This window comes from Peribacillus sp. S4, from assembly GCF_046715815.1.
GTDB classification, from domain to species: domain Bacteria; phylum Bacillota; class Bacilli; order Bacillales; family DSM-1321; genus Peribacillus; species Peribacillus frigoritolerans.
Genome location: NZ_CP175708.1, coordinates 4,272,490 through 4,294,428, shown reverse-complemented (window position 1 = coordinate 4,294,428; position 21,939 = coordinate 4,272,490). Strand labels below are relative to the sequence as shown.

The window sequence follows — 21,939 nt, the reverse complement described above, 5'->3', positions numbered from 1 at the left end:
TGGCGGAGTGATCACTTTTGCCTTCCCGCATATAAGTTTCATATCAAGCCGTGGTATATGCCATGGCTTTCGTTATGTATTCTTAGTCGGATTAAAAGTAAGAGATATCCATTTTACTAGTTCATGGGATTCATTAACTTTAGCGATTAAAGAGTTAATCCATTGAAAAATGTAGTATAATAATCTTTGGAAAAAAACTAATATATTGAAAGCCGGAGCGAGCTATGAAAAACAATTCCATACTATCCTTTCACCCGTTATATTATTTATTACTTTTGATGATTACTAGTTCCATCTATTCAATCATCAATCAATCTTCAGGTCATGCTGTCGATGTTACGACTATAATAGATAGGGAGATTCCCTTTATTAAAGAATTTGCCGTTCCTTATTTACTTTGGTATCCGTATATTTATGGATTGCTGATTTACTATTGCTTTGTTGACCGAAAGCACTATTTCGTCGGACTAGGCAGTTTGATATCGGGGAAGCTTCTCTGTTTTCTTGTATATTGCCTTTGGCAAACGACAGTTCCGCGTCCAGAAGTCGTGGGCAACGATATCTTTGCCCAGTTAATGCGGCTCATCTATAGTCATGATCAACCTGTCAACTGCCTTCCCAGTATTCATGTACTGACCACATTCATCATGATGATCGTCGCCCATAAGCGGAAAGAAGAGCACAAATGGGAGTATGCCAGTGTCACTGCATTCGGAACACTGATCATCCTCTCCACGCTATTTACGAAACAGCATGCTGTATTGGATGCACTCGCAGGAATCCTCCTAGCATGCGGTGTATATGCAGCCGTCCAGTATACCTTCCATGCGCTACCTGGTTTTCAGGCCAACCATTACGCAGCGAGGCAAATTAAAAAGTGACCACAGGAAAAAGCCACTGTAAGAATATTCACTCCCATGAGTTGATATGTTACAGTGGCTTTTTGTTTTTTTATTGAAAAAATTGGGCATTTATGTAAATTATATATGGTATTATGTTTTTAATCGAATGGAAACAGTGGAGGGAGGAAAAGAATGCCTCATCATCTTGATCGAATGGCTGAAGAATTGGTTAAAGCAAAGTTGGAAAATTATTGGCCGGGTTTTGAACTTGTTGCCTATGCCATATATGACAAGAGTAATGTTTATCTATTCAATCATCCTAAATTCAGTAACAATCCAAAATGTACATATCATATTTTAAAGTGGGATACCGAGTTTGCTGCTGACACAATCATTATGTATGAAGAATATCCCACTGCAATTGTTAATATGGATCACTATAAGGAATATGAAGGTTTGTTTTCAATAGCGGTTCATGAATTGTTTCACGGCTATCAATATATAAAGGATGAAAAACGGTTTCCCGATGAAATGCTGGGAATCACATATCCGTTGTCAAAAGAAAATGTGGAATTAAGAAATCAGGAACGAACAAATCTTTATTGTGCAATGTTGGAAAATGACCAAATTAACAAGAAACAATACCTTAATGCCTTCATTGCCCTAAGGGAAAAAAGAGCAGCCAAGATTGAAGAGTACCTGACATATGAAAATTTGATTGAAACCATCGAGGGACCTGCGTGGTATGTCGAATTGAAGGCTTACTCGGAGAAAAGCCCGCTTGATTACGATTCAGTTTTAAAAAAGTATGCACAACAGCTAATAAACAAGTATGAATCCACTTCTAGTATTAGAAGTAGTTGTTATAGCTCCGGGTTGTGTATGTGTTTGTTACTGGAGGAGCTTTCACCAGGCTGGATGGAAAGTTTTTTTGATAGAGAAGATACATTATATGACCTATTAAAACAGCATAAAGGTGATGATATGGAAGATTCAATGGCTGATGTGAAGATAAGTCCTGAAACAGAGGAAGTCGTTAATTTTGCCCTGGAAAAGAGGATGAAAGCATTTGAAGAGTTTAATGAACAAGCAGGCATTCATTTATATATTGAAGGGAACATGACTGCTAAATCCTTTGACCCGATGAATATCATCCCATTAGAAGATAGACTGTTACATAAGAGCTTTATAAAAGTAAGAATGAACAATGAAGATTTTCTTATTCAACAACCGGTAATTGCCCATGTTGATCATGGAATTCAAAACATAAATAAATTACATCTGATAGTAGGGAATGAACCCTCTGAAACCAATGATTCGCTAACCATTGATGGCGTTGGAGAAATAAAGGGAAGTTATAAGAAACAAGAAAATATCTGGCATGTACTTATTTAAAATGAATTTTATCTTAACTGGGTTTCAAGCATCTTTTTGTACCAAGAATTTTGGTTGAATTGTGTGTACAGCCTATGTAAAAAAGCATCGAACCTCCCATGACAGGAAGTCCGATGCTTTTTCTTTTACATTTCAGCTTCAATTTTCAAAGATGATTCTTCGCTGAACTGTTCTTTATCCAGGTCGCCCGTTATTTTACTAGTCAGAATACCGGAAGTCATGCTTCCGCTGACATTCACGGCCGTTCTTCCCATATCGATCAATGGCTCGACGGAAATCAACAGGCCGGCCAAGGCGATTGGCAGGTTCATTGCAGATAATACAAGGATGGCAGCGAATGTTGCTCCTCCGCCTACACCTGCAACCCCGAAAGAGCTAATGGCCACGATGGCAATCAACATAGCGATAAAGGAAGGGTCTAGCGGGTTGATCCCAACCGTTGGAGCGATCATGACCGCTAACATGGCCGGATAGATTCCGGCACAGCCGTTTTGACCGATCGACAAGCCGAAGGATCCGGCAAAGTTGGCAATACCTTCGGACACCCCTAGTTGTTTCTGTGTTTGGATGTTCAATGGCAGAGCGCCAGCACTTGTTCTTGAAGTGAAAGCAAACGATAATACTGGGAAAGCTTTTCTCAAATATACGATTGGATTCAATCCTGCAAGCATCAGCAATAGCAAATGGATAAGGAACATGACAATCAGGGCCACATATGAGGCACCTACGAATTTCCCTAATTTCAGGATGGCATCCAAATCACTCGTAGCTACCGTCTTCGTCATGATCGCCAAGATTCCGTAAGGTGTTAAACGCAGGATCAATGTTACTACGCGCATGATGATGCTGTGCAATGTATCTACTATTTTAGCAAAAAATTCAGCATGTTCAGGCTGTTTCCGTTTGACCCCTAAATAGGCAATCCCAAGAAATGCAGCAAAAATTACAACGGAAATGGTTGATGTCGGACGTGCACCGGTTAAATCAAGGAACGGATTGGACGGAATCAATTCAAGAATTTGCTGCGGCATCGTTTTATCCTGAATCGTACCGTATGTTTCCGATATTTGATCCCCGCGGCTTAACTCCGCTTCCCCTTGCTCAATTTGAACGGCTTCCAAATTGAATACAGTTGCCGAGGTGATCCCGACAGCAGCTGCAATCGCAGTCGTTCCAAGCAGGATTCCGATGATCAGGACACTGATCTTTCCAATATTGCTAGTCAGTTTCAATCTTGTGAATGCGGATAAAATTGAAATGAAGACAAGCGGCATAACGATCATTTGCAGGAACTTGACATAGCCGGAACCTACAATGTTAAACCAATCGACCGATTTAACGATCGCATCCGACTGAGGTTCATAGAAATACTGCAAAAGAAGTCCGAATACAATTCCTAAACCAAGTCCAGTAAAGACCCTTTTTGTAAAGGAAATATGCTTCTTATTCATGTAAAATAAAACGCCTAAAAGAACGAGCATTATGGCAAGATTTAAAAACACATAACCAATCATATATATTCCTCCTAATTCCGATTAACCAAATGAGAATAATGAATATCTGAAGCCTATGATACATCATCCGCTGATTTTTTACCAGAAGAAAATAATTTATTTTTGACTTTTCAAGTAATTCATGTATGTATCCATATTCATGGACTGAATAAGAAGTCACAAAAAAGAGATATACATGAACCTTTTCCACTCTGGAATCTAGGATTCAGTATACCTCTTGTAGGTAAAATTGTTATTTCTTCAAATCAATCACGATATCATCAAATACAAACTCTTTTGGAGCACTACTCGGTTTTGTTGGGAAAGATGACACCTTTTCTTCACCATCTTCCGTTATGGTGACTTCTCCGTGGTTCTCTGAAGAGAAATTACGTAATGTTACATGTGGTGTCGCAATCAGTCTTGTAGCATTTGAATCGATTTTTTGAAATGTTTTGCTGAAGTTCAAATTATAAGAATCGATACCGCTTCCTCCGTTACCTTGACCAGCATACACATTTCCTAAGTCATCTTTAATGGACAACTCCACATAGGCTTCATCCCATTTGTTTTTGACTGAGTCGGACACTTCTTGATGATAATCTACCACAAAGGACATTGGCGAGATCGATAGTTTTTCGACGGATACTTTTACACCATGTTGATTCACACTTTTATTGATGACCTTCTCGTTACTTTCAATTGCCTTTAGAGAGAAGGCAAAGTCCCAATTTCCTTTTATCTCTTTATCCATGTCGGTAATACTAATGCTGTTTATATTCCAGTCTATATTTACCTTATCTACTTTAAGATCTTCTAAGTTAGTAACCGTTAATAAGCCTACATATTTTTTATCAGCTACTTTTGAAATTCCATCCGATCCTCCTTGGGCTTTCATTTCTTTTATATTCGGGCTGGGAACATAGAATGATCCGTCACCCAAATCTTCTTCGCTTTCAATAGTATAAGTGATGGTTACCGTTTTTCCGTCATAAATGGCGTCATTTATCGTGAAAGTAAGGCCATTGCTTTCTTCGGTAAAGCCAATTTCGTTAGAGTAGGACTTATAATCACTATAAAGACCCTTTCCATTATTCTTGATACCATCGGAGAGACCTGTGTTTTCATTACTAAAGTAGCTGAAAATATCTCCCATCAAAGGAATGCTTTTAGCAGAAGCCGTGAACGATAAACCAATCGTTGCGGTGGATAACCCGAATATAATAGAAGCAGCCAGAACATTCTTTTGCCAGCGTTTCATTTTTTTCTTCTTGCTTATTGATTTTTTTAGGGTTCTTTTGACTTTAGCTTTTTCTAGTTCGGTGACTTTCATTTCCTTAAATTCAGTTTCGTCTATGTCTATATCATTTAATAATTCATAAATATCCTTCATACGACACTGCCTCCTAACTTAAGATTCGTAGCTTTTTGACTTAGCTTCTTTTTTCCCCTATAAATTCGATTATCGATTGATGCTTTGGTCAATCCGAGTTTTATCGATATATCCTCATTTTTTAAACCAAGAAAGTACTTCATGATGAAAATATCCCGATCTACAGGCTCTAAAAGATCGATTAACTGAAGCAGTTCATTTCTGTCTTCCGATATAATCAATTCATCTTCTGCTGATTTTTCTGAATCTATCTCGGTATAACTTGACGTATACTCCATTTTCTTCACGGTTTTTCGGTAGTAATCAATCGCCTTAAACTTAGCGATCGCACAAATCCATTTTCTGAAATCCGTTGTATCCCCATGGAACTTTTTCGAATGGTTCCAGATTGAGAGAAAAATATCATTGATGCATTCTTCCATGACACCGTCGTTCCTAAGAGGAGAGAGAACCTTATATGTGACCCCCTTGATTAGTGGCAAATAGGTATCCACTATGAATTCCAATGCGTCTTCTTCTTGGCGTTGCAACCGCTCGATAAAATTTTTATCAGTAGACTTCATGACATGATTCCCCTTGTTTTTTTGTAAAAGCTTTTACACTTAATACAACGTGTGTAAAAAGATTTATTCTCAATAATTTTGGATTTTTATCGAAGGTAGTAGGTATGATGGGTCCATTCGCACTTGGAATGATATGGTATTGAGGGTATCAAATTTTGTCAGTATGCGACAGTGTTATTGATATAAACGGTTTGTTTGTACCATCGAATGATTAAAAATAGAATCTTTAGCAAAGGTACTGGATGCTGCCAAAAAAAATGTTGAATGAAAGAATATTCTATATCTATTTATCAGGAAGGATAAGCCCTTTGTTTTCTTGAATGATATATGCCTAGCGTTTTTTTTGAAAGGGTGGAAGAATGATGGATATATACATTGACAGGCTTAATGAACGGGATGCACAAGAGTTATTTGCATTTGAATGCAATAATAGAAGGTTTTTCGAACAAACGGTACCAGGACGGGGTGATGATTATTATAGCTTTGGAACGTTTGGAATCAGGCATAAGGAATTATTAAAAGAACAAGAAGAGGCCATCTCCTCTTTTTATTTGATTAAGGATGGTTCAGGCATAATCGTCGGCAGGATTAATCTTGTGGATATCGACCCCATCAAGGGTACGGCTCATATCGGTTATAGAATCGGTGAAGCGTTTACGCAAAAAGGGATTGCGAATGAAGCTTTAAAGCTTTTGATGAAGCTGGCGCCGGATTTGAATGTGATGCAAATACATGCCAAAACGACAAGTGACAATATCGCCTCCCAAAAGGTTTTGGTGAAAAACGGTTTTGAACGGATTTCGATTAATGAGGAAATTGGTGCGGATTCGGGTCAAAAGCTAACATTCTTCCATTATAGTAGGAACCTTTAAATCCATTTCCTTCTATATAATAGAACGCATTCCATTTTTTAAATTGTGAAAAGAGGGGGAGGTAGCGGCTGTCACAGAAAGGACCTTCCCTTTAAACTAACTGAGGATAGACCGCTTGATGGTCGCAAAGGACTTAAGAGTAAGTAATTGCGAGATATTTTCCCGGCAAAAGAGTTCGTTTACTTAAAAGAAGAAAGGAGAATCTAATATGATAGAAGGTTTATATGAAGCCCATTTACCAGTCAAGAACCTGGACATCTCCATGGATTTTTATAAGAAAATAGGCTTGAAGCTAGCTTGGAGGGATGAAGATACTGCCTTCTTTTGGATCGAGGAAAACAAAAGCTGGGTCGGCTTATGGGAAGGGAAGGAATATCAAACTCCATACCACCCTTCACTAAGGCATATCGCCTTTCGGGTAACTTATGATAATATGAAAAATGCATTAACTTGGCTCAAATCCTTGCAAATTGAAGTCGTCCCTTTTGGAAAAAGGACAACGATTGAACCATTTGTTCGGCCGAACCAAGGAAACGCTTCCGTCTATTTCAATGATCCCGATGGCAATAGTCTCGAACTTATGTGTTCGATAAAAGTCCCTGATGCATATAAGCATATGACCGAAAAGCTTTCGCTTGAAAAATGGGAAGAACTATTAACCAGGTGAACTTTGTAAAGGAAAAGTTTCCGCCCAGTCTCCATCATTAATTTTCTATACAAGTATGAGTAATCAATATGGAAAGGCTAAGGGCACTTGCTTCCCTCTAATGATTAATTTCAGATTTCTTGTTTATTTGTATTTTGTTAATATATAGATTAATTGGGTTTTTTGATAAAATGAAAATAATATACTGTATGAAACTTTGATTTTAAAAAAGGCAGAGCCAGTGTTTTATAGAAGGAAGTGTAAGAATGCAATTAACGAATAACGATAGTATCCATAATCAATTACGTGCAGACTGTGAGAATTGTTTTGGTTTGTGCTGTGTAGCCCTGCCATATGCAAAGTCTGCTGATTTTGCATTTGATAAAGATGGAGGTACACCATGTTCAAACCTTCAATCCGATTATCGTTGCGGCATCCATGAAAATCTCAGAGCAAAAGGGTATAAAGGCTGCACGGTATATGAATGCTTCGGTGCCGGTCAAAAGGTATCCCAGCTTACCTATGATGGAAACGACTGGAGGGACAACCCCGCATCAGCAAAGGGAATGTTCGAAGTTTTTCCAATTATGCAACAACTGCATGAAATGCTTTGCTACTTAAATGAAGCACTTAATTTAGAAGATGCGCAACCTCTTCACCGGGAATTGCAGGCCGCTTTTGAAGACACGGAATACCTCACTAAACAAAGTTCAAAGTCTATCATGGACCTGAATGTACCAGCTCATAGAACGATCGTTAACGATTTACTCCTGCGCACAAGTGAAATGGTACGTGCAAAGGTTTCAATTAAGAAAAATAAGAAAAAGCCGAACAAAATAGGTAGGGGAAGTGACCTTATCGGTGCAAAATTGAGAGGTGCAGACCTTAGTGGAGCGAACTTAAGAGGGGCTTTGCTTATTGCATCCGACCTCAGGGAAGCCGACATGAGAGTGACGGACCTGATCGGTGCAGACTTTAGGGATGCCGATTTAAGCGGTGCCGATCTCACCGGCAGTTTCTTCATCACACAAGCACAGGTTAACTCGGCTAAAGGCGACACGAAGACAAAATTACCGCACTCATTAAGGATTCCCGATCATTGGAGGTAGAAGGATGTTTCATTCATGAGTAAAGCCCAAATTCACGAGTAAAAGTGCCAAAATCACGAGTAAAAGCGTAAAACTCGCGAGTAAAAGCGTAAAACTCACGAGTAAAAGCGTGAAACTCACGAGTAAAGCCCAAATTCACGAGTAAAAGTGCCAAAATCACGAGTAAAAGCGTAAAACTCACGAGTAAAAGCGCGAAACTCGCGAGTAAATGCGTAAAACTTACGAGTAATGGGAAATTTACTACATAGTGCATGAACATCAATAGCGGACAAGTAAATTAGATTTGGCTTTAATCCGAAGCTTTTACAAAGAGAGAACTCTCCAACAGCGATTCTTCATTAGGAAGGATCGTCTTTTACATTTGGGCAGGAAATGTTCATTTTTCCTTTGACTCTGACGTTGCGTGATACCTTAATGTAATTGATATCGAAAGGAGGTAAGAAGCAGTGGCAATGAAAGTGAAGGAGCTAGCCGATTTGGTTGGCATTAGTGTGCGGACACTGCATTATTATGATGAAATCGGGTTATTATCGCCGGAGGAAATAACCGATGCAGGTTATCGCCTTTATTCGAATGGTAATCTTGAGATGTTGCAGCAAATCCTGTTTTTCAGGGAACTTGGCATGCCATTAAAGGAAATAAAACAAATGGTAAACAGCTCTTCGTTTGATAAACAAGATGCGTTAAAGCAACATCAAAAAATGTTACTGGAGAAACGCAGTCAGCTCGATAAATTAATTAAGACGGTCGAAAAATCGATTAAGCATATGAAAGGGGAAATTCAGATGACGAACAAAGAGAAATTTGAAGGATTTGACTTCAGTCAGAATCCATATGAAGAAGAGGCTCGCAAGCTTTGGGGGGATAAAGCTGTCGATGAGTCGAAGGCTAAAGTGGCGGGCATGTCCAAAGATGCACAGAAAGTTGTTTCGGAGATCTATTTAAAACTTGCGGAAATCCGAGATGCTTCGCCTAAGTCGGAGGAGGCACAAGAGGCCATTAAAGAATGGTATGATTGTTTGAACAATAACTTCGGCACATACACGCTGGATGCTTTCAAAGGGTTGGGTCAAATGTACGTGGACGATCAACGCTTCACCAAAAATATCGATCAATACGGTGAAGGATTGGCAAAATTCATGTGTGATGCGATGGGGCATTTTGCGGATGCTAACAAAAATTAAATCTCAGGATTGAGAAATTCCAAAAAAAGAAGGTTGCTCCGGCAACCTTCTTTTTTTGGAGCTGGATATGGCAATATCCAACCCCTATGGTCTATACCCATATGAAAAATTGAATATGAATATGGAAAGTAAAAAAACGGCCAATGCTGGAATGAAACTAATTAGCACCCATCCCTTCGCTTCCTTACTTTTCACACTTGTGAACCATTTAAAATAAATGTACAGGAGAATGATTAAAAAGGACCATGAATAATAACCAGTCATCGTGTCAACCCAGGCTGAATTTTTATCCCAGTAGGCGTCAGGCACAGGAGTGATATTTTCATACCGTTCATCAATTTTATTTTTTGTGGTAATGAAGATATAGGAAATGATAGAGTAATAAACGACAATGGCGGCTTTTACCAACCAGGGTATGAATCTATTGGAAAGGACGATTATAAAGATGATGGCCAGAAACACGAATAATTCGATATATAGCTCCAAATAAAAACACCTCCATTTTATATAGTATAAGATTATGTAAAAATTCCCATTATATTATGGTAGACTGCGAGGTATTGGTTAAAATGGAACTTTGGAAAGTCAGTCAAAAGGTTTCGGAGCTAAGCGATTTGATTCCTTATTATTTTTTTAGTCTAGTTTCTTCCTGTCTGTCGCTTTCCACGGTGTTGGTTGTATTCAGCCTGGATACCTGGGGGGTGATTGGTATTATCGTGATTTCTTTTTATGTCGTTATCCCTTATTTATTATTTGCTGTTCCGGTACAGGTCCTTTTCAATAAACATCCTAAAAAATTCAGTGTAATCTATTTTTGCCTTTATATTTTTTTCTCTTTGCCGGCCGTATTCATTTATAGTTCGGTGCTTAATTTTGACTTCAGCATGGATATTTTGACTACAAAGAATTACTATGCAATCAGCCTTTTAGCGGCACTGTTTTTTTGGTTTTGGGATTCGGTCTTTTTACAAAAAAAGCTCTGCATCATAAAAAGGGACCTTCAGACAAACAAAAGGGACCGGTTAAATGGTCCCTTCCAACATTATTTCTTTAGCAAGTTTACGATTTCTTTAGCTTTTTCTAATGTAACTCCTTCGATGATACTGTTGTTTTTTCGAACAGCCGTACCGAAATGATAGTGACCGGTATGCAGTTCGGAATGGATAGAAAGGATATTATCCTTATTCAATCCGCTTCCAACCAGTATGGCTATGTCGCCGCAGACTCTTTTCATTTGTTGAATCGTTTTCATGCGGCTAGGGAAATCCCCATGCCCGCCTGAGGTCAATATCGTAGTGATTTCTGGATATTTTGCTAGCATTTCAGCTGAAATGACAGGGTCGTGCGTATCATCGATGGCTCGGTGGAATGTAATCTCCAAACCTTCACATACGGTCAATAGTTCTTCCAGGTATGGTCGATTGATTTCATTTTTTTCATTTAATGCACCTAATACGACCCCGTTCGCTCCTAGTGATCGAATGATTTGGATATCTTTTTTCATGATTTCCAAATCCTTTTGCGTATAGCAAAAAGATTGGCTATGAGGTCTTACCATCACGTTGACTGGTATCTTCACTGAATTGACGACAGCTTCTATCAGGGCGTGGCTTGGAGTTAATCCACCCTCGGCTAAAGAACTGACAAGCTCGATTCGGTCTGCTCCCGATTCTTCGATTATAAGGGCATCTTCTATCGTTGTGGCAATGAATTCAATGTACATTGGATTTTCCTTTCCTGCATGCAAGTGTTATATGAATATTAAATCCATTAAAAATCGCAAAGTCAATTCATTAATAGTTTTCCTCAAATGGAATATCTTTATTTCTCAAATTTATGAAACGAAATGAACATTCAAACGTATAAAAAAAGAATACATTCAATGGTATATTTGTTCGGCGGGGTAATTAAATGAAAATATCATGACGGAGGTTATTTAATTGGATAAAGAAAGTAAGGAAATAAAGAAATCGAGATTTTACAAAGTAGGGATGGGGTTCCTAATCATTTCCCTTCTCACTTGGATCATTCCTGTCGCGGCTCCTTTTACGCCATTTTCGACTGCGGTTAAGGCTGGGGTCATAACAGGTGCGATTGTCTTTGCGGAAGTGATGTTTTGGGCAGGTGCGCTTTTGGTCGGGAAAGAAGTGGCCGCTAAATATAAAGGCTATTTAAACCCGAAAAATTGGAGAAAAGAAAAAGGCTGAAGCTGTTTTTTATAAAAAAGGGCTGGGAGTGAAGCTCAAATGGAAACTGAGTTGTTGAAAGTTTTCGATTCCAATCGCATTCAAACCGGTGTGGCTTCGCGAGAGGAAGTACATAGATTGGGACATTGGCATGAGGTTTTCCATTGCTGGTTCGCAAGTTCGGAAGCGGGCGTGGATTACCTATATTTTCAGCATCGTTGTGCGATGAAAAAAGATTATCCGAATCTATGGGATATTACGGCAGCCGGACATTTACTGGCACATGAAACGGTATACGACGGAGTAAGGGAGATTAAAGAAGAGCTAGGCATTGACGTTTCCTTTGACGAGTTGGTTCCATTAGGGATTATTGAATACCATCAAACGAAAGAAGGTTTCATCGACAAAGAACTGGCAAACGTCTTTCTATATGAACGTGCACATAGCTTCGATGATTTCACCCTGCAGCCAGAAGAGGTTTCCGGGATGGTGAAGGTTGTGCTGACTGACTTCGAAGAGCTTTGGACCGAAGCGAAGGATAAAGTGAATATTAAGGGATTTGAAATGAATCACGAAGGCCGCAGGATGATGATCGATCGATTTGTTGGACGGAATGAGTTCGTTCCGCATGATCGTTCCTATTATGATAACATCATTAGATTGATCAGAGAAAACCTCGCTAATTGAATTTAAAGCCCTGACAAAACGATTCGAGTTTTGTCGGGGCTTTTCTTTTTTCTTGAAAAAAACATTAAGTATATCGACCTGTTTCTTTCCCGATCAACGGCAGCCTATTGGCTCGTTTTGTCCCAGCTTGATACTCATAAGTTCTTAGTTACCTTATTTTGCCCTGAATGGCTCATAGGGATAATGACTTTGTCTCTGTGATGATTCAGCTGATAAAGCAAGACATACCATACTGTAATGATGATGCCAGGCTGCATCGTAAAGGCGGGGATGTAGTTTTTCATGAACTAGGGAATTTATCACTTGTAAGAATATTACAAAATTGTAAGATGAACAGTGTACAAATTTTGTTAAGGGGATGAGTGAAATAATGAAAAAAATGGTTTTATGCATTTCATTTTTTGTAGCTTCTTTAGTCCTTTTTGGCTCCCTTGATTCTTTTGCGAACAAAGCTTCAGCCGAAACACACACCTATGATGGAAAAAGTCCTTACTATAATAGTTGTGCGAATAGCGCTGTCACGAAGAAGTCGGTGAAAATTTATGCCAATGGCGGTTCTGCCAATTTGGAGTTGAAATTCAGCACTGTCTGTAAAACCGCCTGGGCGAAGATCACTCTAAGCAGACCGGCTAAAGCAGATGGTGAGGCAACGGCATTGGTTGTCCGCAATACTGATAATAAACAATTCAGCTGTGCATCCCCTGGAGGAAATGGTGAAATAAATAAAGGTCAAACGTCATGCTATACACCGATGGTATATGATTTAGATCCGCGTAAAGCAAAAGCGGTAGCCTTTTGGCCATATACAGCAGGTGAAACCGACTGGTATTAATGAAAAAAGAAAAACCTTCATCTATATTTTTGCAAAGAAAGGATGAATGAATTGAATAAAAAGCTTAAAATGTTAGGTTTAACCATGGTGATGACACTGTCGCTGTTTATTGTCGACTTTGGATTTGGAAAAAATCAAGCACTGGCCGAAACACACACCTATGATGGAAAAAGTCCATACTATAATAGTTGTGCAAATTCGGCGGTAACGAAGGATAAAAAATGGATTGATTCCAATTCATACGTAGAATTGAAATACAGCACTGTGTGTAAAACCGCCTGGGCAAAAGTGACCGTAACACGCCCCGCCGTATACAATCATGAAGCGGATGCCAGAATCGTCCGTAGTACTGATGGTAAGGCCTATACATGCTCAAGTTCCGGGGGCAATGGTGTTGTGAATATCGGTCAGACCTCATGCTATACACCAATGGTATATGATTATGACCCGCGCAAAGCACAGGCCCAAGGGATCCATGCGATTCCAAATAGTGATGCCTATAATAAAGCGGTGACAATTTGGTACTAAAAACAAAAAGCGCAAAAAAGCATCCTTATAGCCGGATGCTTTTTTTGCGGTCAGATTGTGCTTCCAATTCAAGTAGATATCGTTTCATCTCCGTACCTCCACGGTAGCCGGTAATGGCCCCGTTTTTTCCGATAACCCGGTGACATGGTACCGTGATCAGAATTGGGTTGGCGCCAATGGCCGTACCAACCGCACGAACAGCTGCAGGTCTTTGGATGATTTGGGCAATATCGGAATAGGAACAGGTTTGTCCATAGGGTATTTGATTCAGCGCTGCCCAAATTTCTTGTTGAAAGGGCGTGCCTTTTATATCTGCAGGAAGGGAGAAAGTCTGCCTGGTTCCTTCGAAATATTCTTGTAGTTCTTTTAGATAGGGATTTAATGCTTTTTCATTTTCAACAAGGTTCGCATTTGGAAAGCGTTTTTGCATCATGGACTTCAGTTCTTCATACGTTTGACCGGGAGAGCCTACATAGCAAAGCCCTTTTTCCGTCCTGGCCACATATAATTGCCACTTATCATAATGCAATATGGCCCATTCAATGGTTTGTTTTTTATCATTCTTCATTTTCTTCACGCTCCAAAGCTTGAGTTTTGAGATAAGCATTTCTATATCCTGAAGGGGTATTCCCCATTTTCCTTTTGAATAACGTCATGAAATAGGGTGTACTGGAGAACCCGGCAGCGAAGCCTATTTCAGTTATCGGCAGTTCGGAGGTTTCCAGCAGCCTCGCCGCTTTTTCAAGGCGAAGCCGCTGAATGTATTCAGTGGGCGATATTCCCTTCACTCGCTTGAATGTTCGTTGTAAATGATACGGGCTGCCATGGGAAATATCCGCCAATTTGTTCAAAGTGAGGGGTTCGCTGTAATGGGTGTCGATCCATTCGGCTATTTGTTCAACCCATTCTTCTGTCGGCACATTCAGTCCTTCCGGTTTACAACGTTTACAAGGCCGAAACTCCTCTTCCAAAGCCATCATGGCATTTTTGAAGATCTTCACGTTTTCCTTATTAGGCACCCTTGATTTACAGGAGGGCCTGCAAAAGATGCCTGTCGTAATTACCCCGTATAAAAAATGATCATCATATGCTGCATCACAATTTATAATAGCTTTCCAATATTCATTCGGGAAATCTGCTTTTTTCGGATTCACTACATTCACCTCTCCATTTAGTATACAAGAAAGGGTTGATATACAAACATTTTGATAATATAAAAGCAAGATAACGTAATTGTTCAATAAATTTTGTTAAAATTAGGGAGTTAAATGAAAGAGCAAGATAACGTATCGGTTTGTCATTAGAATAAAGCTAAAGGAGGGAGCAGGATGAAAAAGACATTATCAAATGATGAAGGCATGATGGAATTGAGGATTCATGCACCAAAAGAGTTTCGTTTTTCGGAAAATCTTAAATATTTATCAAGATCCTCCAATGAATGTCTGTTCGATATTGTTGATCAAAAAATTTATCGAGCACTTGTTGTCGAAAACGAGACGCTTTTAGTAGAAATCAGTGCGATGAATGAAACGGAGCTGACCGTCCGTTTCCCAGGACGAACAGTACCGATGGAAAATCAGGTAAAGGATGCTGTTTGCCAATACGTTCGTCACTGGTTCGATCTTGAGACAAACCTGCTTCCTTTTTATGAGCTGGCCCAAAAGGACCCTTTATTGCAAAAGCCGGTAAGCCAATTCTTCGGCTTGAGAAATATGGGCATCCCTGATTTATTTGAAGCGATTGCCTGGGGAATACTTGGTCAGCAGATTAACTTGACTTATGCGTATACCTTGAAACGGAGGCTTGTGGAGGGATTTGGTGAATATGTTGAATTCGAAGGAAAGCAATATTGGCTGTTTCCGACACCTGATGCAATCGCGAAATTGACCGTCGAAGATTTTGCCGATTTGAGGATGACGGTAAAGAAGTGTGAATATTTAATAGGTGTTGCTCAACTGATTGCAGAAGGGGAACTTACTAAAGAAAAGCTGTTGAATGCAAAGGATGTAAAAGAGGCTGAAAAAATGCTGACCAACATACGGGGAATCGGTCCGTGGACAGCGAACTATGTATTGATGCGCTGTTTGCGTTTTTCAGCAGCCTTTCCCATCGATGACGTCGGGCTGCATAATTCCATGAAACTGCTCATGCAAACAGAAACAAAACCAACGAAAGCGGAAATCCTGAAACTATCGGAAGCGTGGGCTGATTGGGAATCCTATGCAACCTTCTATTTATGGAGATTGCTATATTGAATAAGTAACGTCGATATATCCCTATATTCGGAGATAAAACAATAAATTACGTCGATATATCTCCATTCGGAGATAAACAGTAGAATTCGTTGATATATCTCCATATTCGGAGATAAAACTGCAAATAACGTCGATAAAACTCCATATTCGGAGATAAAACAATAAATTTCGTCGATATATCTCTATTCGGAGATAAACAGTAGAATTCGTTGATATATCTCCATATTCGGAGATAAAACAATAAATTTCGTCGATATATCCCTATATTCGGAGATAAAACTGCAAGTAACGTCGATAAAACTCCATATTCGGAGATAAAACAATAAATTTCGACGAAATTACGTCGATTTCAGCATTTGCGATAGATCCGGGTGCGATTTCGTTTTGTCTGTTTTTATATAACTAAACAATGGTGCGCGTTTCTGGTATTACCCCCTCTTCGTCGGTCCGCGTTCTGTTGCCGGCTTCATGTGGAATGGCAGGTTCTGGACGTTTTTGGCATTGAGACAAGACAAATCAATTCATTTAGCTGTTTTTGAAAAAATGCTCAAAGGAAATGTTTCCTTTGAGCATTTTATGTTTCTGATTGTTTTGCTTTCAAGACAGAACCAGCATTGTCCAAAGATAAGCATCATGAAGATTACAAGGTGGAAAACAACTGCTCCTTGAACTTCGCACCATCATCGGCGTGTCCATTTTTCTTAAATAGGGCACGGGGAAATAAACGGCCAACAATGTTCAATATTTAATAGAAATGGTAAAATCATTATGCTCCTATAAAAATTAGTGAATGAAAATGAAAATAGAGGATGCTGTTGAATATGAGGAAAGTATCGCTGGAAACCAAGATTCTCGGGTTAGTCTTATCGTTGAGCCTGTTTTTGATCCTGTTATTGACGACTACTTTTTCCTATATGGAAGGAAGGCAAATAGCGAAGGATAAAGGTCAATTGGCGTTGGAGCTTTCAAAGACGATTAGCTTCATGCCTACCGTTACAGAGGCTTTTGAGACGGATGATCCCGCTGGCATCATCCAGCCGATTGCCGAAAAGATCCGCAGGGAAACAGGTGCTGAGTTCATTGTTGTGGGGAATGCAGAGGGAATTCGCTATTCCCATCCGCTGGCTTCCGAAATTGGGAAGCGGATGGAAGGCGGGGATAATAGCAGGGCCATTCAGGAAGGCGAATATTATGTCTCCGAAGCGGCAGGATCACTCGGTCTTTCCATTCGGGGGAAGTCACCGGTATTCAATGAGGATGGAAAAATAATTGGAATCGTCTCCGTCGGTTTTTTGGTGGACGATGTCCGCGCCCAAATTTTCAAGGATTTGTCCAAGGAGATGATTGTATCTTTAGTGGCCATCATGATCTCGATCATTGGCAGTTACATGCTGGCAAGGAGCATACGTAAAGATACCCTGGGGCTGGAACCATTTGAAATCGCCAATTTATATAAAGAAAAAAATGCAGTGCTTCAATCGGTGAAAGAAGGGATTCTGGCCATTGACCAAAATGGGCTGATTACCTCGATGAATCAGCCGGCAAAAAAATTGCTGGATATTAAAGAGTCCGTTCGTCATTTGAACGTCGATGGCCTTTTTCCTTCGAAATATTTATTCGAGGTGCTAAAGTCTGGTGAACCGCAAGTGGATAAGGAGATTTCATGGGAAGACAAATCCGTTATCGTCAATTGTACGCCGATTTTCGATAGTGAAGGGGTAAGCGGTGTTGTCGCTTCGTTCCGTGATCGAACGGAAATTGAGGAAATGGTCAACACACTATCGGAAGTGAAGATGCATTCAGAGGATTTAAGGGCACAAACCCATGAATTCACCAATAAACTATACGTCCTTTCAGGTTTGATACAATTAGGGGAATACGATGAAGCAATCGATATGATTCAAAGCGAAACATCCGAATTGCATTCCCTGAACCGTGTCGTGTTCGAACAGATAAAGGATACAAAGGTACAAGCCCTGTTACTTGGCAAGATCGGGAAAGCATCGGAGAAGAAGATCATCTTCGAAATAGATGCACAAAGTTACCTGGAGAAACTGCCGGATCATATAAAACTGTCACAACTAACATTGATTCTAGGAAACATTATCGATAATGCACTAGAAGCGGTTTCAAGCATGGAGGAGCCGCTCGTGAAATTTTTCGCCACAGATATCGGAAATGATATGGTATTTGAAGTGAGTGATAACGGAAAAGGAATACCTGAGGATGCCATCGCCCATATTTTCGATAGGGGTTTCACTTCGAAAAACAGCGGAAGTCCGAGTGGTTATGGACTTTCGAATGCTGATCATGTCGTAAAAGAGCTGGGCGGAATCATCGAAGTTCAAAGCGAAGGTGGGAACACCATATTCACCGTATATCTCCCTAAAGAACAGCGAGGAGGGAAAGAATGCTGAAGATAAGAGCAGTCATTGCAGAGGATGATTTTCGTGTAGCGGATATCCATGAAAAATTCTTGAAAAACTTTGATGAAATAGAAGTGGTCGGAAAAGCTGTCAATGCCAAAAAAACGCTTCGGATTTTGGAACAAAAAAGCCCGGATTTGCTTTTGCTTGATGTTTATATGCCAGATCAGCTTGGTACAGACCTCCTTCCGGACATACGGAAAAAATTCCCGAATGTGGATATCATCATGATAACCGCGGCAACGGATAAAGAACAGCTGGAAAAGGCGCTTCACTATGGTGTTGAGAATTATTTAATTAAACCAGTGGAGATGAAGCGTTTCAACCAAGTTATCGAAGAGTATCTGAAGAAAGTCCATCTGATGAAATCCAAACAAGAGATAGACCAGGATTTTGTGGATCTCATTTTGAAAAAGGGTTCATCCGTTTCGGAATCGAACGATGGGCAGGCCCTGCCGAAAGGGGTAGACGAAATCACTTTGGCGAAGGTAATCGAGGTACTCGAAGGAAGCGATATCGGTTTGTCGGCTGAGCAAGTGAGCGGACAGATCGGTGCTTCCAGGACAACCGCGAGACGCTACCTGGAATACTTGATATCCGTTAAGAAATGTAAAGCGGAAGTCGTATATGGGGTAGTGGGGAGACCTGAGCGAAGATATTATAAAACTCAATAGAATTAAGTGAGAGACACCTTCAAGATTGAAGGTGTCTTTTTTAGGCTGTTTTCCCATACTTTGTTGCTATTTACCAGGTAGTGAGTTTTGGTTGATTTCCCCTCCAGGTGCTCGCTTTCCTTGGTGCGGGCGGTGAGCCTCCTCGGCGTAAACGACTGTTGGGTTCTCACCTGTCCCGCTGCTCCCGCAGGAGTCTCGCACTTCCGCTCCAATCAACCTTAAATAGTTTCGTTTTAAAAACAACAATCTTTACGAAAAGTGCCTTTTTTTATGATGCATCGTTTGAAGGATTATGAAAAAAGCAATATATGTCAAAAAACCGATATGTTAATCTGTTATCCTTTTTTTAAGGAGGTTTGGAAATGAGATATAGCCCCATCATCCAAAAAACGATTGAATATATAGAGAATAGCTTACAAGACGAATTATCCTTGGAGAACATCGCAAGGTTCGCAGGTTTTTCGAAGTTTCATTATCATCGTATTTTTCACAAGGAGGTTGGTGTGACCGTATCGGAATATATTCGATATCGAAGAATTGCCAATGCAGCTAACATGCTGCTTTATACCGATGAAAAAATAATCGATATTGCTTTATATTACCGCTTTGAAACACAGGAATCCTTTACTCGTTCATTCAAGAAATATTATGACCTGCCGCCAGGGCAATATCGGAAACTCGTAAGTAAACTAACCTTGCAAAAGGAGGAAATGACGATGAAAAACGAACAATTATTAAAAGGCTGGAATTTAAGCGGGAGTCATCCATTCAATTATCAAATGGGAATTGACCGGGAGACATTCCATAAAGGCCAGGCATCAGGATTCCTGAAATCCGTCACTGCCGAATCCAAGGAGGAATTTGCTACGATGATGCAGCAATTCAAGGCGGAAAATTACCTTGGTAAAAGAATGAAACTGTCGGGTTTTTTAAAATCAAAAGGTGTTGATGGATTTTGTGGTTTATGGATGAGGGTGGATAATGCGCTCCAGGATGTTTTGCAATTCGACAATATGGGGAATCGGCCCATCGTCAACAATACGGAATGGAACCATTATTATATTGTCCTGGATGTGCCCGAAAACAGTGCCATCATTTCATTCGGGGTCCTTCTTTCAGGGCGCGGCCAAGTATGGATCGATGAACTGGAATTCGAGGAAGTCAGTATCGATACACCAACGACCAATATAGATTACGGCTGTGACCTTTTGGACGGACCGGAAAATTTATCATTTGAAGAATAAATGCGCGGAACATTTGCTTGAATATTCGCTTATTTCCTTAGAGAACACGCCATTCAACCAGGGGAATGGCGTTCGGTTCCTCCTCGAAAAATCGGTTCCGTGAACACAATGAACACAATTAACAAAATAGTTTTAAAACACAATAAATTGAGAACGCTTACAAATGAAGCGGTTTCATATACACTTTATCTTATTAGAAGATAGGAGTGATAGATATGCTCGCTTTATTAGGATACTTGATGATAGTAGTGTTTATGATTTTAATTATGACAGGGCGACTTTCAGCCATGATAGCTTTGATTGCAGTACCAAGTGCCTTTGCACTTATTGGCGGGTTTGGCGGTAAAATGGGTGAGATGGCGCTGGAAGGGATCAAAGACGTTGCGCCAACGGGAATCATGATTTTATTTGCGATCCTTTTCTTTGGCATTTTGATTGATGCTGGGGTTTTTGACCCGATCATCAATACGATCCTTAAGGTTGTAAAAGGAGATCCGGTGAAAATTGCCATCGGCACGGCAGTCCTGGCCTTGCTGATTTCCTTGGATGGAGATGGTACGACTACTTATATGATAACGATTTCTGCCATGCTTCCTTTATATAAACGGATTGGAATGAGACCGCTAGTATTGGCCGGCATTGCCGTTTCGTCATCTGGAGTCATGAACCTTCTTCCTTGGGGAGGCCCTACAGCACGGGTGATGACCGCTTTAAAACTTGAAATGTCCGATGTGTTCACACCCGTCATTCCAGCGATGATTGGCGGAGTCCTATTCGTCCTTTTCATGGCATACTGCCTGGGTAAAAAAGAAAGAAAGAGAATCGGGATCATTGAGGTCGATTATCATGCTGTGGCACAGCACGCGGCTGCAACGGAAGATGCTTATCTAAAACGGCCTAAATTGATCATATTCAATTACGCATTGACTCTTACACTGCTGGTTGCGCTGATCATGGAACTTATGCCTTCAGCGGTTCTGTTCATGGTAGGTTTCGCGATTGCCATTACGGTTAACTATCCGAAACTCAGTGATCAGAAAGAACGTGTAGCAAACTATGCGGACAATGCTTTATCCGTCATTTCGATGATTTTTGCAGCAGGTGTTTTCACTGGAATCCTTGCCGGCACGGAGATGGTCGATGCCATGGCAAACTCTTTGATTCAGCATATTCCAGATCAAATGGGCGCACATTTTGCTGTCATCACAGCCATCATCTCAGCACCTTTTACGTTCTTCATGTCTAATGACGCATTTTATTATGGGGTGCTCCCATTACTTGCTAAAGCGGGAGCTGCTTATGGAATTGACCCTGCCCTGATCGGCAGAGCTTCACTATTGGGGCTTCCTGTCCATCTATTAAGCCCGCTTGTTCCATCTACTTATCTATTGGTTGGAATGGTAGGGGAAGATTTCGGTGCCTTGCAGCGCACTTTCCTGAAATGGGCATGCGGATCGACGCTTGTCATGATAGTGGTTTGTGTCCTATTGGGAATCATCCCGCTATAAAGCTTTAAAGAGTCCCGTTCGTCACGATGCGAACGGGACTCTTTTCTGTCTGCATCAAGCGCTGAATAAAACTGGAAAAGTGAGATACATTATGTTTGTCTT

At 40.3% G+C, this 21,939-nt stretch carries 23 protein-coding genes and 1 pseudogene; 17 read left to right on the top strand and 7 right to left on the bottom strand.

Annotated features, from left to right (window positions below; genetic code table 11):
* The first annotated feature begins 224 nt into the window (after positions 1 to 224).
* Together ACJ9PY_RS20390 and ACJ9PY_RS20385 are read left to right on the top strand one after the other, a co-directional pair.
* Positions 225 to 881 (top strand): phosphatase PAP2 family protein, encoded by a 657-nt coding sequence (locus tag ACJ9PY_RS20390; protein WP_057276856.1) that lies wholly within the window; start codon positions 225 to 227, stop codon positions 879 to 881.
* Between the two features lie 153 nt (positions 882 to 1,034).
* Positions 1,035 to 2,237 (top strand): hypothetical protein, encoded by a 1,203-nt coding sequence (locus ACJ9PY_RS20385; protein WP_411738842.1) that lies wholly within the window; start codon positions 1,035 to 1,037, stop codon positions 2,235 to 2,237.
* Positions 2,238 to 2,362: 125 nt separating this feature from the next.
* On the opposite strand, the gene ACJ9PY_RS20380 is transcribed toward ACJ9PY_RS20385, so the two are convergent.
* The 3 genes from ACJ9PY_RS20380 to ACJ9PY_RS20370 all read right to left on the bottom strand — a co-directional run bounded on the left by ACJ9PY_RS20380 (position 2,363) and on the right by ACJ9PY_RS20370 (position 5,686).
* A complete protein-coding gene (locus tag ACJ9PY_RS20380) occupies positions 2,363 to 3,751 on the bottom strand; it encodes an L-cystine transporter (protein WP_048679479.1) in 1,389 nt (462 codons plus the stop codon).
* 232 nt (positions 3,752 to 3,983) lie between these two features.
* Complete coding sequence (locus ACJ9PY_RS20375) at positions 3,984 to 5,123, bottom strand: DUF4179 domain-containing protein (RefSeq protein ID WP_411738841.1); 1,140 nt, start codon at positions 5,121 to 5,123, stop codon at positions 3,984 to 3,986.
* Positions 5,120 to 5,686 carry a sigma-70 family RNA polymerase sigma factor gene (locus ACJ9PY_RS20370; RefSeq protein WP_411738840.1) on the bottom strand — a complete coding sequence of 189 codons (567 nt, stop codon included), beginning with the start codon at positions 5,684 to 5,686 and terminating at the stop codon, positions 5,120 to 5,122. The genes ACJ9PY_RS20375 and ACJ9PY_RS20370 overlap by 4 nt, the downstream gene beginning before the upstream one ends.
* A gap of 362 nt (positions 5,687 to 6,048) precedes the next feature.
* Here ACJ9PY_RS20370 and ACJ9PY_RS20365 point away from each other — a divergent pair, with 362 nt between their 5' ends.
* From ACJ9PY_RS20365 to ACJ9PY_RS20350, 4 genes are all read left to right on the top strand, one after another.
* The gene (locus ACJ9PY_RS20365) at positions 6,049 to 6,558 is read left to right on the top strand and encodes a GNAT family N-acetyltransferase (RefSeq protein ID WP_411740298.1); all 510 of its coding nucleotides are present in this window, start codon (positions 6,049 to 6,051) and stop codon (positions 6,556 to 6,558) included.
* A 208-nt stretch (positions 6,559 to 6,766) separates the two neighbouring features.
* Positions 6,767 to 7,225, top strand: coding sequence for a VOC family protein (locus ACJ9PY_RS20360; protein ID WP_095679147.1), 459 nt, complete (start codon positions 6,767 to 6,769; stop codon positions 7,223 to 7,225).
* A 245-nt stretch (positions 7,226 to 7,470) separates the two neighbouring features.
* The gene (locus ACJ9PY_RS20355; protein ID WP_411738839.1) at positions 7,471 to 8,313 is read left to right on the top strand and encodes a pentapeptide repeat-containing protein; all 843 of its coding nucleotides are present in this window, start codon (positions 7,471 to 7,473) and stop codon (positions 8,311 to 8,313) included.
* Between the two features lie 446 nt (positions 8,314 to 8,759).
* A complete protein-coding gene (locus tag ACJ9PY_RS20350) occupies positions 8,760 to 9,497 on the top strand; it encodes a MerR family transcriptional regulator (protein ID WP_411738838.1) in 738 nt (245 codons plus the stop codon).
* A gap of 84 nt (positions 9,498 to 9,581) precedes the next feature.
* Here the strand turns inward: ACJ9PY_RS20350 and ACJ9PY_RS20345 are convergent, their stop codons facing one another.
* Positions 9,582 to 9,983 carry a hypothetical protein gene (locus ACJ9PY_RS20345; protein WP_411738837.1) on the bottom strand — a complete coding sequence of 134 codons (402 nt, stop codon included), beginning with the start codon at positions 9,981 to 9,983 and terminating at the stop codon, positions 9,582 to 9,584.
* Between the two features lie 56 nt (positions 9,984 to 10,039).
* Here ACJ9PY_RS20345 and ACJ9PY_RS20340 point away from each other — a divergent pair, with 56 nt between their 5' ends.
* Entirely contained in the window at positions 10,040 to 10,633 is a 594-nt protein-coding gene (locus ACJ9PY_RS20340; protein WP_411738836.1) for a UPF0715 family protein, read from the top strand.
* On the opposite strand, the gene ACJ9PY_RS20335 is transcribed toward ACJ9PY_RS20340, so the two are convergent.
* Entirely contained in the window at positions 10,540 to 11,220 is a 681-nt protein-coding gene (locus ACJ9PY_RS20335) for a copper homeostasis protein CutC (protein ID WP_034309543.1), read from the bottom strand. The two genes, ACJ9PY_RS20340 and ACJ9PY_RS20335, sit on opposite strands and share 94 nt — an antisense overlap.
* A 217-nt stretch (positions 11,221 to 11,437) precedes the next feature.
* Here ACJ9PY_RS20335 and ACJ9PY_RS20330 point away from each other — a divergent pair, with 217 nt between their 5' ends.
* The 4 genes from ACJ9PY_RS20330 to ACJ9PY_RS20315 all read left to right on the top strand — a co-directional run bounded on the left by ACJ9PY_RS20330 (position 11,438) and on the right by ACJ9PY_RS20315 (position 13,730).
* Entirely contained in the window at positions 11,438 to 11,704 is a 267-nt protein-coding gene (locus ACJ9PY_RS20330; RefSeq protein WP_034309540.1) for a transporter suffix domain-containing protein, read from the top strand.
* Between the two features lie 39 nt (positions 11,705 to 11,743).
* Positions 11,744 to 12,370, top strand: coding sequence for an NUDIX hydrolase (locus ACJ9PY_RS20325; protein WP_411738835.1), 627 nt, complete (start codon positions 11,744 to 11,746; stop codon positions 12,368 to 12,370).
* Positions 12,371 to 12,740: 370 nt separating this feature from the next.
* The gene (locus ACJ9PY_RS20320) at positions 12,741 to 13,202 is read left to right on the top strand and encodes a DUF2690 domain-containing protein (protein ID WP_052137328.1); all 462 of its coding nucleotides are present in this window, start codon (positions 12,741 to 12,743) and stop codon (positions 13,200 to 13,202) included.
* Between the two features lie 84 nt (positions 13,203 to 13,286).
* On the top strand, positions 13,287 to 13,730 hold the full coding sequence (locus tag ACJ9PY_RS20315; RefSeq protein ID WP_176548667.1) for a DUF2690 domain-containing protein: 444 nt from the start codon (positions 13,287 to 13,289) through the stop codon (positions 13,728 to 13,730).
* A gap of 25 nt (positions 13,731 to 13,755) precedes the next feature.
* Here the strand turns inward: ACJ9PY_RS20315 and ACJ9PY_RS20310 are convergent, their stop codons facing one another.
* Complete coding sequence (locus tag ACJ9PY_RS20310) at positions 13,756 to 14,298, bottom strand: methylated-DNA--[protein]-cysteine S-methyltransferase (RefSeq protein ID WP_268591990.1); 543 nt, start codon at positions 14,296 to 14,298, stop codon at positions 13,756 to 13,758.
* Entirely contained in the window at positions 14,288 to 14,884 is a 597-nt protein-coding gene (locus tag ACJ9PY_RS20305) for a bifunctional transcriptional activator/DNA repair enzyme AdaA (protein WP_411738834.1), read from the bottom strand. The genes ACJ9PY_RS20310 and ACJ9PY_RS20305 overlap by 11 nt, the downstream gene beginning before the upstream one ends.
* 174 nt (positions 14,885 to 15,058) lie before the next feature.
* On the opposite strand from ACJ9PY_RS20305, the gene ACJ9PY_RS20300 reads away from it, so the two are divergent.
* From ACJ9PY_RS20300 to ACJ9PY_RS20275, 6 genes and pseudogenes are all read left to right on the top strand, one after another.
* Positions 15,059 to 15,985: a DNA-3-methyladenine glycosylase family protein gene (locus tag ACJ9PY_RS20300; protein WP_411738833.1), complete on the top strand. Its 927-nt coding sequence runs from the start codon at positions 15,059 to 15,061 to the stop codon at positions 15,983 to 15,985.
* 340 nt (positions 15,986 to 16,325) lie between these two features.
* A pseudogene (locus tag ACJ9PY_RS20295) lies at positions 16,326 to 16,524 on the top strand (collagen-like protein); the annotation flags it as partial.
* A gap of 282 nt (positions 16,525 to 16,806) precedes the next feature.
* Entirely contained in the window at positions 16,807 to 18,402 is a 1,596-nt protein-coding gene (locus ACJ9PY_RS20290) for an ATP-binding protein (RefSeq protein ID WP_411738832.1), read from the top strand.
* Positions 18,396 to 19,085, top strand: a complete 690-nt coding sequence (locus ACJ9PY_RS20285; protein WP_063575382.1) for a response regulator — start codon at positions 18,396 to 18,398, stop codon at positions 19,083 to 19,085. The genes ACJ9PY_RS20290 and ACJ9PY_RS20285 overlap by 7 nt, the downstream gene beginning before the upstream one ends.
* 362 nt (positions 19,086 to 19,447) lie before the next feature.
* The gene (locus ACJ9PY_RS20280) at positions 19,448 to 20,329 is read left to right on the top strand and encodes a helix-turn-helix transcriptional regulator (protein ID WP_411738831.1); all 882 of its coding nucleotides are present in this window, start codon (positions 19,448 to 19,450) and stop codon (positions 20,327 to 20,329) included.
* Between the two features lie 215 nt (positions 20,330 to 20,544).
* On the top strand, positions 20,545 to 21,837 hold the full coding sequence (locus ACJ9PY_RS20275; protein WP_048683174.1) for a CitMHS family transporter: 1,293 nt from the start codon (positions 20,545 to 20,547) through the stop codon (positions 21,835 to 21,837).
* Positions 21,838 to 21,939 lie beyond the last annotated feature (102 nt).